We start from the raw sequence: 13,715 nt of genomic DNA on the forward strand, positions 1-13,715 counted from the left end.
CACAGGGCGTTGTCCACAGGGGTGGCGCTCGGGTCGACCCTTCCGCTTGCATGGACTCGCACACGGGGAAGGCCAGTTGGGGAGGGGACGCACATGACCACGCAAGCCGGTCAGGACGCCGGGACACTCGGCGACACGGCACAGCCGACACCGGACAACCGTCGCCCGGCCATTGTCGAAGGCCCCCGAGGGCTGCCCCTCCTCGGGAACCTGCCCGCCTTCGGCAAGGACCCCCTCGCCTTCTTCGAACAGCTGCGGGAGCGCGGCGACTTCGTTCGCTGGCGCTTCGGCCGCGGCCCCGCCCTCTTCATCGCCCACCCCGACACCGTCGGCGAACTCCTCACCGAGGTCGAGCGCACCTTCGACCAGCCCGACCTCGGCATCGCCTTCCGCACCCTCCTCGGCAACGGGGTCGTGGTCGCCAAGGGCGCCGACTGGCGGCGCAAGCGCTCCCTCGTCCAGCCCTCCGTCCGCCCCAAGCAGGTCCGCTCCTACGCGGCGACGATGGCGGAATGCGCCGTCGCGCTCGCCGACCGCTGGACCGACGGACAGCACATCGACATCAAGAAGGAGATGGCGGCCCTCACCCAACTCATCGCCGTCCGCACCATCTTCGGCGTCGACACCGCCGCCGACGCCGAGGCAATCGGCCGGGCCATGGACATCGCCCAGCAGGAGATCGGCGCCGAGTTCAGCGGCATCGGAGCGCTCCTGCCCGACTGGGTTCCCACGCCCGGGCGCGCCCGCATCAAGCGCGCCACCGCCGTCATCGACGCCGAGGTCTCCCGCGTCGTCTCCCGGCACCGCGACGGCGACACCGAGCGCCCCGATCTCCTCAGCCGCCTCCTCGCCGCCCGGGACGAGACCGGTGCCCGTCTCTCCGACCAGGAGATCCGGGACGAGACCGTCACCCTCTACATCGGGGGCCACGAGACGACCAGTTCGACGCTCGTCTGGGCCTGGCACCTGCTCTCCCGCAACCCGCGCGTCCGCGACGCCCTCGCCGAGGAGCTCGACCGGGTCCTCGCCGACCACGAGCCCGGCTACGACGACTACGCCTCCCTCCCCTACACCCAGGCCGTGGTCAAGGAGACCCTGCGTCTCTACCCGACGATCTGGCTCATCACCGGCATTGCCAAGGAAGGTGCCACCCTCGGCGGCGAGCCGGTCCCCGTCGGCACCCGCGTCTGGTCCAGCCAGTGGGCCACGCAGCGCGATCCCCGCTGGTACGGCGACGCCGACGCGTTCCGCCCCGAGCGGTGGCTCACCACCGAGGACGGCGAACCCGCCGAGGAGATACCCGAGTACGCCTGGTTCCCCTTCGGCGGCGGCCCCCGCGTCTGCCTCGGCACCCGCTTCGCGCTCGTCGAGGCCGTCCTGGTGCTGGCCGTTCTCGCCCGCCGCTACCACCTGGACCTCACCACCGACGACATACGCCCGGTCCCGAGCCTCACCCTCCAACCGGACCGCGAGGTCCTCGCCACGGTCCGCGCCCGGAGCTGACGTCCCGACGGGTCCGGGGGCGGGCGGCGCCGCCATCGGCACCGGATGCCTGAAGACTCCGAGAAGTTCGACACCGCGATGGGTGCCTGGAAGGAGTGGCAGGAGGCTCCCTGGGGGCCGCCTCCGTCTGGTCGTCGGAGCGCGTTTGATCCGGACGCCGGCCGGCCGACCTGGCCGGACCCCTCCACCTCACCGATGGGGAGGTTCCGGCCGCTGCTCCTCCCATCCGCCTTGCTCTGTCAGCGCCTTCGCCAGATCCCGCAGATCGTCGGCGCGCAGGATCCGGCCGCCTGAGCCGGGGAGCGGAACGTGCAGGGTGGAGGTCCAGCGGGTGGGGAGGGCGTCGGGGCCGTACACCGCGCCCGCGAGCATGCCGGTCACGGCCGCCACCGTGTCGGTGTCGCCTCCCAGGTCCACCGCTGCGGCGAGGGCCTCCTCGAAGGAGCCCGTGGTGCGCAGTGCCCACACCGCCGAGCCCAGGCAGGGCCACACCGCGCCGTTGAACTCGGTGGCGTCGCCCGGGTGCCAGGCGGGAGCGAGGACCGTCGCCCAGCGCTCCCGGTGCTTGGGGGCAACTTCGGCAAGGGTGGCGGGGAGCGCGGTGACGGGGTCCTCGCCGAGGAGGGCGACCCGAACCAGCTCGTGGAGGATCGCCGTCCCCTCCCAGGCCGCGCCGTCCCCGTGCGTCAGCGCCGCGATCCGCCGACCGGCGTCCATCGTCTCCGCCCGGCCCCGCGCGGCGAAGTAGACGGCGGAGGTCGACGCCCGCATCAGCGAACCGTTTCCCGCGGCACGCCCGTTGATCTGGAAGTGCATCGACGCCGCGCGGTCCCACGGGTCGCCGCCGAGCAGGACTTGCTCTGTCTGGAGACCGATGTCCTTCGGGTCGGCCGCCGCCCACCGGCGGAACCGGTGGAAGACGTCCGGTAGATCGAGACCGCCGTGCTCGAGGAGCGACTCCCCGACGAGAACGGCCATCTGTGTGTCGTCGGTCGCCTCACCCGGGTCCCAGCCACCGCCTCCGCACAGCTCTCCGATGCCGTCCGGGAAGCGTTCGCGGAAGACGCCGGCAAGCCCGAACTCGAAGGGTGCGCCCAGCGCGTCGCCCATCGCGGAGCCCAGGACGACGCCCACGGCGCGGTCGGTGTGTCGCATGAGGGGAGATTAGTCCGCGCTCCGGGCCTTCCAGGCTCGGGCCGCCAGGAAGAGCGGGAGGGCGATGGGGGAGAGGAGGATCGTCAGGAGGAGGAGGGGAGCCATCAGGAAGGGGGAGAGGGCGAGGCGGCGGGCCTCGCGGTACATCCATTGGCCGAGGAGCAGGTCCCACGCGAGGATCTGTGCCCAGATCGCGCCGGCGCCGTTCGCGAGGGCTGTCAGGTCGCGGAAGGTGTCGATGTCGGGGCTGCTGACCGCCGTCCACAGTTCCGGAAAGACGGGGGCGGCCAGGATCGCCCAGACCGCGAGGAGCGGGAGGACGGTCAGCGGAGAGGCGGCGACGCGTTCGGTGACCCGCCAGCTCGGCGCGAAGATCATCAGCAGCCAGACGGGCGCCGCGAGGAGGAACGTCAGCTCGAAGAGGAAGGCGGTCATGCCGGGAGCTCCTCGGAGTCGGAGTCGGAGTCGGAAGGGGAGGGGGCGGGGGCGCGTAGGGAGAGTGCGGCGGCGCCGAGCAGGGCGATCGCTCCCGCGGCGGCGAGCGTCACGCCGTCCGGCGCGAACAGGGCCTGGCCGCGCAGCGCCTGCCAGGTCAGGAGGGCGAAGGTCGCCGCGTACATTCCCGCGGCGGTGAGGGTGACCCGCAGGCGGAACCGCTCGTCGGCGAGGCGGGCGAAGCGCGGTGCGAGGGCGGTCAGGACGAGCAGGAGCAGCGGGAGCAGCTGGAGCGCGTGCATGCCGAAGAAGTGCGGCACGCGCAGGTCGCCGCCTGTGGTCGACCAGCCGGTCAGCGGCATCGAGGGGCCGCCGTCCGACACTCCGACGCTGTGGGCGCCGACGATGGGGGAGTCGTCGACCGCCAGCTGTTCCGGGGTCGGACTCACCATCAGGAAGCCCACGGCGGCGCCCGCGAGGGCGATGAGCGAGGAGAGGCGGACGGCCCAGGCGGTGGCTCGGTCGAGGATCCGGGCGCGCAGCAGGAGCACCGCGATGGCGAGGGCCCCGAACCACAGGATGGCGACGGTGGCTCCCATGAGCCGGAAGACGGCCGCGTCGAAGGGGGTCGCCTCGTTGAAGTGGCTCTGGGTGCCGCGGACCACCTGGAGGACGATGAGCGCCATCTCGGCCGTGCCGGCGACGGCGACCACGGTCCCGGCCCACCAGCCGACGCGGTGGGCGCGGGGGAGCGGGGCGAGGAGGGACAGCATCCAGGCGAGCGAGAGCCCGTAGGCGACGAACGAGACCGAGAACTTGAACGGCTTGGTCCAGATCGGCACACCCACCAGGATCCGGTCGTCGACGACCAGGCCGACGGCGGAGACGAGCGCGACGGCGACCATCGAGCCGGCGAACCAGACCAGCGGTCGGTGCAGCCGGGCGAGTGGGCTGAGCGAGGACATGCTGAGTGAGGACATACGGATCCCCCCGTGGGAAGAATATAGATAGTGGCACTCGCCGCTATCTGATAGCCCCACTATCTATGATGGGGGTGTCGGTCGGCAAGGCCGTTGAGGATCGGAGAGGTGAACACGCGGTGCGCATCGGAGAGTTGAGTCGGAGGACCGGGGTGTCCGTGCCGACGATCAAGTTCTACGTACGGGAAGGGCTGTTGCCGGCCGGCGAGCTGACGAGCCCGAACCAGGCCTTGTACGGGGAGACGCACATGCAGCGCCTCCGCCTGATCCGGGCGCTCCTGGACGTGGGCGGCCTGTCGGTCGCCGCGATCCGTGACGTGATCGTGGCGGTCGACGATCCCGAGAAGTCGGTCCACAAGGTGCTGGGCGTCGCGGCGAACCGCATGGTGCCGCGCTACGAGCGTGAGCCGGACGACGGAATCGAGGAGGCACGGAAGAAGGTCGCTGACCTGGTCGCCGCCCGCGGCTGGCACGCCTATCCGGACAACCCGGCAGCGGAGGCGCTGGCGGCCGCCCTCGCGGCCCTCGAGGACGTCGGCCACGGCAGCTTCGCCGAGGTCCTGGACGCGTACGCGGACGCGGCGGAGCGGGTGGCGGGCGCGGACCTGGAGTACGTGGCGCGCCATGTGGCGCGCGAGGAGCTCGTGGAGAGCGTGGTCGTCGGCACGGCCCTCGGTGACGCGATCTTCGCGGCGATGCGACGGCTGGCCCAGGTGGACGCCTCGAACCGCATCTTCGGCGGCGCCACGTAACGCGGAGGGGGGTGAGGGCCTCGGCCCCCACCCCCCCCTCGCACGCACTCAGCGGCTCACTTCTCCTGCTCGCGCTCCACCTGGTCGTTCCACTCGCGCTTGATCGCGCGCCAGGCCTCGTCCGTCTTCCCCAGGCGCCAGTACCCCGAGATCGACAGGCGCTCGCGCGTCACCCCGCGCTCCATCCGCAGGTGGCGGCGGAGGTCCTTCACGAAGCCCGCCTCGCCGTGGACGAACGCGTGGACGTCGCCCGCCGGGAATTCAAGGGCCCGCACGGCCTCGACGACGGCGGCGCCCGCCGGACGGTCGCCCCGGTGCAGCCAGGTGACGTCCACGCCCGCGGCCGTCGCGAACTTCTGCTCCTCCGCGGCGTCCGAGACCTCCACGAAGGCGTGCACCCGCGCCCCCGCCGGCAGCCGCTCCAGCGCCACCGCGATTGCCGGCAGCGCGCTCTCGTCGCCCGCGAGCAGGTGCCAGTCCGCCGCCGGGTCCGGCGCGTAGCCGCCGCCCGGGCCGAGGAAGCGCACGGTCTCGCCCGGCTGGGCCCGCGCCGCCCAGGGGCCCGCGAGGCCCTCGTCGCCGTGGACCACGAAGTCGACGGTCAGCTCGCGGTGGACCGGGTCCCAGGCCCGTACCGTGTACGTCCGCGTCGTCGGCCACTGCTCCCGGGGGAACTCCTCCCGGATCCGCTCCATGTCGAACGGCTCGGGGTAGGCGACCCCCTCGGGGGCGAACAGCAGCTTCACGTAGTGGTCGGTGTACTCGCCGACCTCGAAGGCTTCGAGACCGGGGCCTCCCAGGACGACCCGCACCATGTGCGGGGTGATCCGCTCGGTGCGCACCACGCGCGCTTCGGTGGCCTTCGGTGTCTTGCGGGCCGGCTGCTCTGCCACGAGGGGCTCTCCTGACTCGACGAACTTAGGTATGCCTAAGCTAGCACCCCGGTGTGATGCCGCCCAGGGCGGATCAGCGCGGATCAGCGCGGAGTGGGGTGGATCAAGACGATCAGCGGGCGAGCACCGGCAGCAGGCGCCCCACCGCCCCGCCCAGACCCCAGCGCTTCACCAGCGCGTCCAGCGCCGCCGGATCGCGGGGCTCCGACGGCAGGGCCGCGTCGAACTCCGGCAGCGGTACGTCCCCGGCGACCCGCACCACCGTCGGTGCCACGTCCAGATACGCGGCCGCCTCCACGATGCCGCGCCGCTTGGCCGGCGTCAGCTTCGACGTCCGGTCCTCGGCCGCCGCCCGCACCCCGGCCAGATCCCCGTACTCCGTGATCAGCTGCGTGGCCGTCTTCTCGCCGATGCCCTTCACCCCGGGCAGCCCGTCGCTCGCGTCGCCGCGCAGCGCCGCGAAGTCCGCGTACTGGTCGGGGCGCACGCCGTACTTCGTACGGATCAGTTCGTCGTCCACCAGGTCGCAGTCGCCGACGCCCTTGCGCGGGTACAGCACGCGCACCGCGCGCGCGTCGTCCACCAGCTGGAACAGGTCCCGGTCACCCGTGACGATGTCCACCGGCCCGGCGGCGCGTCCCGCCAGCGTCCCGATGACGTCGTCCGCCTCGTACCCCGCGGACCCGATCCGGGCGATGCCGAGCGCCGCGAGGACCTCCTCGATCACCGGCACCTGCGGGGAGAGCGTGTCCGGGATCTCCTCCTCGTCCGGGCCGGTCTCCGTCTCGGCCGCCACCCGGTGCGCCTTGTACGAGGGGATCAGGTCCACCCGCCACTGCGGCCGCCAGTCCTCGTCCCAGCAGGCCACCAGGTCGTCGGGGCGGTGGTCCTGGACGAGCCGGGTGATGAAGTCGAGAAGGCCGCGGACGGCGTTCACGGGCGTGCCGTCGGGGGCCCGGACCGAGTCCGGCACACCGAAGTAGGCGCGGAAGTAGAGGCTTGCGGTGTCGAGGAGCATCAGGCGTCGCGTCACCCGGCCGATCTTAGGCTCGGTTCGCCTCCGGGGCGCTCCAGCCGGGCTCACGGCCCCGACCGTGCTCGACCCCTCCTCCGTCGGGGCCTCCGCGCGCTCGGGACCGTTCCCCCGGCCGCGCCCCTTCGGCTCACTCGCCGGTCCCGGAGGCGAACGTTCCCGAGTCTCAGCGCGAGCGCTCCCGAGCCCCTGTGCAAGCGTTCCCGGGCCCCAATGCCAGGCCCGCACGTGACCCCCGTCACCTTTGCGTTTGCACCCTGTGAAGCCGGGCAGGCGCGAGCCCGGAGCGGAACCCGGTACGGGATTCAACAACGGAATCCCCGTACGCGACGGGTCGCGGGCGGATCCCGCACCGCTCCACGGCCCGGCCGCGCGGGGGTGGCAGGGCCGTTCTCATTGCTACCCGTGAGGTTTATGTGTCCAGGCTCCAGGCCGATCATCTGTACAAGGTGTTCGGCAGACGACCCGACGAAGCCGTCCGGCGCCTCGCCGACGGCGCCGACCGCGACGAACTGCGCGCCGAAGGGACGACGGCCGCCGTCGTCGACGCCGGCTTCGTCGTCGAACCCGGTCAGATCTTCGTCGTGATGGGCCTGTCCGGCTCCGGGAAGTCCACCCTCCTCCGCATGCTCAACGGCCTGCTCGAACCCACCGCCGGCCGGGTCCTCTTCGACGGCCGCGACCTCACCGCACTCTCCCCCCGCGAGCTGCGCGCCGTCCGGGCCACCAAGATCAGCATGGTCTTCCAGCACTTCGCGCTCTTCCCGCACCGGAACGTCCTGGAGAACGCCGCCTACGGCCTGGAGGTCCAGGGCATCCCGCGCGCCGCGCGCGAGACCCGCGCCGCCGAGGCCCTCGAACTGTGCGGACTCGCCGGCTGGGAGAAGTCCTGGCCCGACGAGCTCTCCGGTGGCATGCAGCAGCGCGTCGGCCTCGCCCGCGCCCTCGCCACCGACGCCGACCTGCTCCTCATGGACGAGTCCTTCAGCGCGCTCGACCCGCTCATCCGCCGCGACATGCAGGACCAGCTCCTCGTGCTCCAGCAGCGGCTGAACAAGACCATCGTCTTCATCACCCACGACCTCAACGAGGCCATGCGCATCGGCGACCGGATCGCCGTCATGCGCGACGGCCGGATCGTGCAGCTCGGCACCGCCGAGGACATCCTCGTCCGCCCCGCCGACGACTACGTCGCCTCCTTCATCCAGGACGTCGACCGCTCCCGCGTGCTCACCGCCGCCGCCGTCATGGCCGGGGGCGCCGTCCCTGCCGACTGCCCAGAGGGGTGCGCCTGCCGGCCCGTCGGACCCGACACCCTCGTCGCCGACCTGTGCGCCGTCGCCGCCCTGGCCCCGCACCCCGTGACCGTCCAGGACTCCGACGGCACCGTCCTCGGCGTCGTACCGACCGAACGCCTCCTCGGCGTCATGGGCGGCCTCGCCGCGAAGGACATCGAGGAGCAGGAGGTGACCGCCCGTGCCTAGGCTCCCCCTCGGCGAGTGGGTCGACAGCTCCGTCGACTGGCTCCAGGCCCAGTTCTCCTGGCTCTTCGACGCCGTCAGCACCGGCGTCACCGGCCTCTACGACGGCATCGACGCCGTCCTGTCCGCACCGCAGCCGCTGCTCTTCGCCGGCATCCTCGCCGTCGTCGCCTGGTGGCTGCGCGGCCTCGCCGCCGGTGTCCTCGCCTTCGCGGGCTTCGCGCTCGTCGACTCGGTGCAGCTGTGGGACGAGGCCATGGCGACGCTCTCCCTCGTCCTCGTCGCCACCCTCGTCACCCTGGTGATCGCCGTCCCGCTCGGCATCTGGGCGGCCCGCTCCACGACGGTCAGCGCCGTGCTGCGCCCCGTCCTCGACTTCATGCAGACCATGCCGGCGATGGTCTACCTCATCCCCGGCATCATCTTCTTCGGCGTCGGAGTCGTCCCCGGCATCATCGCCACCATCGTCTTCGCGCTGCCCCCGGGCGTCCGGATGACCGAGCTCGGCATCCGCCAGGTCGACGGCGAACTCGTCGAGGCCGCCGAGGCCTTCGGCACCACCCCGCGCGACACCCTCCTGCGCGTGCAGCTCCCGCTCGCCCTGCCGACGATCATGGCGGGCGTCAACCAGGTCATCATGCTCGGCCTGTCCATGGTCGTCATCGCGGGCATGGTCGGCGGCGGCGGCCTCGGCGGCGCGGTCTACCGCGCCATCGGCAATGTCGACATCGGCCTCGGCTTCGAGGCCGGCGTCTCCATCGTCGTGCTCGCCATGTACCTGGACCGGATGACCGGCGCCCTCGGCCGCCAGGTCTCCCCGCTGGGCCGCCGCGCCGCCGCCAAGGCCCGCGCCGCGCTGAGCGCGAAGCGGCCCGGGGCGAAGATCTGGGCCCACCGCCCGCAGCCCGTCGCCGCCCTCGTCGGCGTCGTCGTCCTCGCCCTCGTGGCCGGTGGCATGGGCTTCCTCGGCGGCTCCGGCGGCGCGACCTCCACCGCCGCCGGCAAGAACAGCGGCCACGGCAAGAAGATCACCATCGGCTACATCCCCTGGGACGAGGGCATCGCCTCCACGTACCTCTGGAAGGAGCTCCTGGAGCGCCGCGGCTACGAGGTCGACACCAAGCAGCTGGAGGCCGGCGCCCTCTACACCGGCCTGGCCGGCGGGCAGCTCGACTTCCAGACCGACTCCTGGCTCCCCGTCACCCACGCCCAGTACTGGGAGAAGTACAAGAACAAGCTCGAAGACCTCGGCTCCTGGTACGGCCCCACCTCCCTGGAGCTCGCCGTCCCCTCGTACGTGAAGGGCGTCGACTCGCTCGCCGACCTCAAGGGCAAGGCGGGACAGTTCAAGGGCCGGATCATCGGCATCGAGCCCAGCGCCGGCATGATGGGCATCCTCAAGGACAAGGTGCTCAAGGAGTACGGCCTGGAGGGCGAGTACAAGGTCGTCGACGGCTCCACGCCCGGCATGCTGGCCGAGCTGAAGCGCGCGTACGAGCGCAAGGAACCCGTCGTCGTCACCCTCTGGTCCCCGCACTGGGCCTACTCCGCCCACGACCTGAAGAAGCTCACCGACCCCAAGGGCACCTGGGGCAAGGGCGACGGCGTCCACACCCTCGCCCGCAAGGGCTTCGCCGCCGAGAACCCCGAGGTCGGCGCCTGGCTGAAGAACTTCGAGCTCACCGAGAAGCAGCTCACGGACCTCGAAGCCGTCATCCAGGAGACCGGCAAGGGCAAGGAACAGCAGGCCGTCCGCGTCTGGCTGGACCGCAACCCCGGCCTCGCGGAGAAGCTCGCCCCGCAGTAGCACCCGGTGGACCGGGATTCGTTCCTGTCCGAAAAGGGGTGGTCGCCGAGCGTGTTCGGCGACCACCCCTTTTCGTCACGACGCGAAACCCGGAGCCAAAGCTGCGTAAGGTTCAGGTAACCGACCGGTACGCGGTCCGAGGGGAACGCGACGCGACGAGGCACACCAGGACAGAGGGAGGGAGCCGACATGGACGAGAAGGAATCACCCCGCGTGGGCGCGGCCGTCAAGAGGCGCCGCAGAGCGCTCCAGCTCACCCTGGCCGTCGTCGCCTCCCGCAGCGGCCTCTCCGTCCCCTTCCTCAGCCAGGTCGAGAACGAGCGCGCCCGGCCCAGCCGCCGCTCCCTCGAACTCGTCGCCGAGGCCCTGGAGACCACCGCGGGAGAGCTCCTCGCCGTCGCCGAAGCCTCCCGCACCGTCGACGTCGTACGGGCGGACGAGCGGTCCGCGACGCTCCCCGACGGAGTCCGCCGCCTCGTCCGTGGCCGCCACCAGCTGCACGCCCTGGAGTTCACCGGCGAGCAGGACGCGGGCCGTGAATTCCAGCACCGCAACGACGAGTTGCTGTACGTCGCCGACGGCGCCGCCGAGGTCGAGGCCGAGGGCCGCGCCCACCGCCTCGGCCGCGGCGACACGCTCTACCTCTCCGGAGGCGTACGGCACCGCTGGCGCGCCACCGAGCCCGGCACCCGCCTCCTCGTCGTCGCCGTCGCCGACCACGTCGAGGTCGAGGAGGAGTGAGGACCGCCGGCGTCGGACCGAGAGTCGTCTCCCTCGTCCCCTCCCTCACGGAGGCGGTCGCCGTCTCCGCACCCGGTGTCCTCGTCGGTGCGACGGAGTGGTGCAGTCATCCCGCCGGCCTCGACGTCGTACGGATCGGCGGCACCAAGAACCCCGACGTCGTCGCGATCACCGCGCTCCGGCCCGATGTCGTCCTCGCCAACGAGGAGGAGAACCGCGCCCCGGACCTCGCCGCCCTGCGGGCCGCCGGGCTCGACGTCCTCGTCACCGAGATCCGCACCCTCGACCAGGGCCTGCGCGAGCTGGAGCGGGTCCTCGCCGCCTGCGGCGCGCCGCGCCGGCCGCGCTGGCTGGACGAGGCCGAGGCGGCCTGGGAGTCCGTGACGCCCCTGGAGCCCGCGCCGGACGGAAGGCCGCTCACCGCCGTCGTCCCGATCTGGCGCCGGCCCTGGATGGTCCTCGGCAGCGACACCTTCGCCGGCGACCTGCTCGCCCGCCTCGGCGTCCGCAACGCGTACGAAGACCATCCCGAGCGCTATCCGCGGATCCCGATCGACGAGCTCCGAGCCACCGCCCCCGACCTCGTCGTCCTGCCCGACGAGCCCTACCGCTTCACGCCGGACGACGGCCCCGAGGCCTTCCCCGGGACCGCCGCCGCCCTCGTCGACGGGCGCCTGCTCACCTGGTACGGGCCGTCGCTGACACAGGCGCCGCAGGCGCTGTCCCGGGCCCTGCGAGCAGCGCGCCGCTGAGCAGCCCGCGCACGGTGTGGAAGCCGGCCACCAGCCAGGCCGCCACGAGGAACACGTACAGCGCGACGGCGAGCCACCGGAAGACGTCGAGACCGGTGTGCTGGGCGAGGCCTTCGGAGCCGGTCACGCAGGTCCCGACCGGGAAGGTGAACGCCCAGAACGTCATCGCGAAGCCCATGCCCCGCCGCCGCGCCCGCAGCACCATCGCCCCGGCGAGCGCCAGCCACAGCAGCGCGAAGCCCATCACGGGCACCCCGTAGAGGACGGCGAAGGCGGCGAAGCCGTGCGCGTACGGGGCGGGCAGCACGCCCGGGGCCACGTCGGCGAACTTGTTCGCGGCGGTCGTCGACTGGCCCAGCGGGCCGAGGACGAGGAAGAGCGTGGGGGTGAGCGCGAGAGGCAGCGGGCCACCGGTCACGAGCCGGCCGAAGACCAGGGGCAGCATGACCAGGGTGGCGAGCAGGCTGATCCCGAACATCGCGTAGCAGGCGATGAGGAGCGTCTGCTGGGCCTGCCCGGCGGGCAGGTGCGGCACGAGCAGCGGGCCGAGCGCGGCGGAGACCATGGGGGCGACGACCGGCAGCAGCCACACCGGGGACGCGCTCTCGATCCGGTGGTGCACCACCATGAGGTACGGGACGGCCACGGCCGCCGCGAGACCGATCACCGTGCCGGCGGTGAACAGGACCGTGTCGAGCGCCAGGGCCGCGGGGAGCCCGATCCAGTCCTGGCCCACGATCATCGCGCCGCCGCCCACGGCGAGCAGCGCCATCGAGAGGCAGCCGTAGAACGGCGCCATCGCGGGGTCCAGGAGATGGGCCCGGGCCTGGTCGCGGTGGTGGATCCAGTGCAGCGCGCGGGCGGAGACGAGGGTGAGCAGCATCGCGAGCGACAGCGCCCAGACCGCCGCGCAGACGGTACGGAGGCCGGGGACGTCCACGGGGAGGGCCGCGCCCGCGTTGGCGACGATGGCGGTCCCCATGACGGAGGCGTACCAGTTGGGTCCGAGGTGACGGACGGAACGGGCCGGGGAGGCTGTGGTGGCCTGGGCGGCTGTGGTGCCCGTGGTGGTGGCGGGGTGCGCGCCGGGGGTGGTGGCGCGGGAGGCCGGACGAGGGGCCGAGCGGGGTGTTGCGAGGCTTGCCATGACCCCACCGTCGCCCCCTTTCACCGCACCCACCAGGGATCTTGTGACTATGACGTCATAAGCTGGGTTTATGAGCAGGGAGATGGCGGGGCGGCACGGGACACAGGGCGACGAGCCGAGGCCGCACCTGTCCCACCGGGTGCCGGATCTCGGCGCGCTCGAACTCCTCATCGCCGTCGCCCGGCACGGCAGCCTCGGCGCGGCCGCCCGCGAGGTCGGGATCACCCAGCCCGCCGCGAGCAGCCGGATCCGCTCGATGGAGCGGCAGCTCGGGGTGGCCCTCGTCGACCGCTCGCCGCGCGGTTCGCGGCTCACCGACGCGGGCGCGCTCGTGACGGACTGGGCGCGGCGGATCGTCGAGGCCGCGGAGGCCTTCGACGCGGGCGCCCAGGCCCTGCGCGGGCGACGCGACTCGCGGCTGCGGGTGGCCGCGTCCATGACCATCGCCGAGTACCTGCTGCCGGGCTGGCTGATCGCGCTGCGCGCCGAGCGCCCCGACACGGCCGTGTCGCTCCAGGCGGGGAACTCCGCGGCGGTCGCGCAACGGCTCTTCGCGGGCGACGCCGACGTCGGCTTCGTGGAGGGGCTCGCCGTGCCGGACGGCCTCGACGGGGTCGTCGTCGCGCACGACCGGCTCGCGCTCGTCGCCGCGCCCTCGCATCCCTGGGCCCGGCGCCGCGGCCCCCTGGACCCGGCGGAACTGGCCGCGACCCCGCTGATCCTGCGGGAGCGCGGCTCGGGCACCCGGCAGGTCCTGGACGCGGCGCTCGCCGGCCACGGCGGTCTCGCCGAGCCGCTCCTCGAACTCGCCTCCACGACGGCCGTGAAGGCCGCCGTCGTCAGCGGCGCGGGCCCGGCCGTCCTCAGCGAACTCGCCATCACCGAGGAACTGGCCTCCCGCCGCCTGGTCGCCATCCCCGTCGAGGGCGTCCTGCTCCGCCGCGACCTGCGCGCGGTCTGGCCCGCCGGACACCGCCCGACGGGTCCGGCCCGCGACCTGCTCTCCCTGACGCGCGCCCGCCCGACGGGCTGAGAC

At 72.8% G+C, this 13,715-nt stretch carries 13 protein-coding genes; 7 read left to right on the forward strand and 6 right to left on the reverse strand.

The genetic code is table 11. The features are described 5' to 3' along the window. The first annotated feature begins 93 nt into the window (after window positions 1-93). A complete protein-coding gene (locus tag OG357_RS31840; RefSeq protein WP_329624411.1) occupies window positions 94-1,503 on the forward strand; it encodes a cytochrome P450 in 1,410 nt (469 codons plus the stop codon). A gap of 189 nt (window positions 1,504-1,692) precedes the next feature. On the opposite strand, the gene OG357_RS31845 is transcribed toward OG357_RS31840, so the two are convergent. Genes OG357_RS31845 through OG357_RS31855 form a run of 3 tightly spaced genes read right to left on the reverse strand, consistent with a single transcriptional unit; the run spans window position 1,693 to window position 4,058 of the window. Further along, window positions 1,693-2,658 (reverse strand): ADP-ribosylglycohydrolase family protein, encoded by a 966-nt coding sequence (locus OG357_RS31845; protein ID WP_329624412.1) that lies wholly within the window; start codon window positions 2,656-2,658, stop codon window positions 1,693-1,695. 9 nt (window positions 2,659-2,667) lie between these two features. Beyond that, a complete protein-coding gene (locus OG357_RS31850; protein ID WP_329624413.1) occupies window positions 2,668-3,093 on the reverse strand; it encodes an ABA4-like family protein in 426 nt (141 codons plus the stop codon). Next, complete coding sequence (locus OG357_RS31855) at window positions 3,090-4,058, reverse strand: hypothetical protein (RefSeq protein WP_443066835.1); 969 nt, start codon at window positions 4,056-4,058, stop codon at window positions 3,090-3,092. Before OG357_RS31855 ends, OG357_RS31850 begins: the two co-directional genes overlap by 4 nt. Before the next feature lie 134 nt (window positions 4,059-4,192). On the opposite strand from OG357_RS31855, the gene OG357_RS31860 reads away from it, so the two are divergent. Then, window positions 4,193-4,825 (forward strand): MerR family transcriptional regulator, encoded by a 633-nt coding sequence (locus OG357_RS31860; protein WP_329624414.1) that lies wholly within the window; start codon window positions 4,193-4,195, stop codon window positions 4,823-4,825. A gap of 56 nt (window positions 4,826-4,881) precedes the next feature. Here OG357_RS31860 and OG357_RS31865 read toward each other — a convergent pair whose 3' ends face one another. Together OG357_RS31865 and OG357_RS31870 are read right to left on the reverse strand one after the other, a co-directional pair. Further along, on the reverse strand, window positions 4,882-5,718 hold the full coding sequence (locus OG357_RS31865) for a siderophore-interacting protein (protein ID WP_329624415.1): 837 nt from the start codon (window positions 5,716-5,718) through the stop codon (window positions 4,882-4,884). Window positions 5,719-5,830: 112 nt separating this feature from the next. Continuing rightward, window positions 5,831-6,736, reverse strand: coding sequence for a 5'-3' exonuclease (locus OG357_RS31870; protein ID WP_329625757.1), 906 nt, complete (start codon window positions 6,734-6,736; stop codon window positions 5,831-5,833). 431 nt (window positions 6,737-7,167) lie between these two features. Here OG357_RS31870 and OG357_RS31875 point away from each other — a divergent pair, with 431 nt between their 5' ends. From OG357_RS31875 to OG357_RS31890, 4 genes are all read left to right on the forward strand, one after another. Further along, a complete protein-coding gene (locus OG357_RS31875; RefSeq protein WP_329624416.1) occupies window positions 7,168-8,235 on the forward strand; it encodes a quaternary amine ABC transporter ATP-binding protein in 1,068 nt (355 codons plus the stop codon). Continuing rightward, window positions 8,228-10,039 carry an ABC transporter permease/substrate binding protein gene (locus OG357_RS31880; protein WP_329624417.1) on the forward strand — a complete coding sequence of 604 codons (1,812 nt, stop codon included), beginning with the start codon at window positions 8,228-8,230 and terminating at the stop codon, window positions 10,037-10,039. The genes OG357_RS31875 and OG357_RS31880 overlap by 8 nt, the downstream gene beginning before the upstream one ends. A gap of 189 nt (window positions 10,040-10,228) precedes the next feature. After that, window positions 10,229-10,780, forward strand: coding sequence for a helix-turn-helix domain-containing protein (locus OG357_RS31885; protein WP_329624418.1), 552 nt, complete (start codon window positions 10,229-10,231; stop codon window positions 10,778-10,780). Then, on the forward strand, window positions 10,777-11,532 hold the full coding sequence (locus OG357_RS31890; protein ID WP_329624419.1) for a helical backbone metal receptor: 756 nt from the start codon (window positions 10,777-10,779) through the stop codon (window positions 11,530-11,532). Before OG357_RS31885 ends, OG357_RS31890 begins: the two co-directional genes overlap by 4 nt. Here OG357_RS31890 and OG357_RS31895 read toward each other — a convergent pair. Further along, window positions 11,459-12,679, reverse strand: a complete 1,221-nt coding sequence (locus OG357_RS31895; RefSeq protein WP_329624420.1) for a TDT family transporter — start codon at window positions 12,677-12,679, stop codon at window positions 11,459-11,461. The genes OG357_RS31890 and OG357_RS31895 overlap by 74 nt on opposite strands. A 70-nt stretch (window positions 12,680-12,749) precedes the next feature. Between OG357_RS31895 and OG357_RS31900 the strand changes: the two genes are divergently transcribed. Next, window positions 12,750-13,712 carry a LysR family transcriptional regulator gene (locus tag OG357_RS31900; protein WP_329624421.1) on the forward strand — a complete coding sequence of 321 codons (963 nt, stop codon included), beginning with the start codon at window positions 12,750-12,752 and terminating at the stop codon, window positions 13,710-13,712. Window positions 13,713-13,715 lie beyond the last annotated feature (3 nt).

Source organism: Streptomyces sp. NBC_01255 (assembly GCF_036226445.1).
Classification (GTDB): Bacteria; Actinomycetota; Actinomycetes; order Streptomycetales; family Streptomycetaceae; genus Streptomyces.

Bases quoted from the DNA above. Each gene is read 5' to 3' on its own strand.
- OG357_RS31840 (WP_329624411.1), top strand. From the start codon at position 94: ATGACCACGCAAGCCGGTCAGGACGCCGGGACACTCGGCGACACGGCA.
- OG357_RS31845 (WP_329624412.1), bottom strand. From the start codon at position 2,658: ATGCGACACACCGACCGCGCCGTGGGCGTCGTCCTGGGCTCCGCGATG.
- OG357_RS31850 (WP_329624413.1), bottom strand. From the start codon at position 3,093: ATGACCGCCTTCCTCTTCGAGCTGACGTTCCTCCTCGCGGCGCCCGTC.
- OG357_RS31855 (WP_443066835.1), bottom strand. From the start codon at position 4,058: ATGTCCTCGCTCAGCCCACTCGCCCGGCTGCACCGACCGCTGGTCTGG.
- OG357_RS31870 (WP_329625757.1), bottom strand. From the start codon at position 6,736: ATGCTCCTCGACACCGCAAGCCTCTACTTCCGCGCCTACTTCGGTGTG.
- OG357_RS31885 (WP_329624418.1), top strand. From the start codon at position 10,229: ATGGACGAGAAGGAATCACCCCGCGTGGGCGCGGCCGTCAAGAGGCGC.
- OG357_RS31895 (WP_329624420.1), bottom strand. From the start codon at position 12,679: ATGGCAAGCCTCGCAACACCCCGCTCGGCCCCTCGTCCGGCCTCCCGC.
- OG357_RS31900 (WP_329624421.1), top strand. From the start codon at position 12,750: ATGAGCAGGGAGATGGCGGGGCGGCACGGGACACAGGGCGACGAGCCG.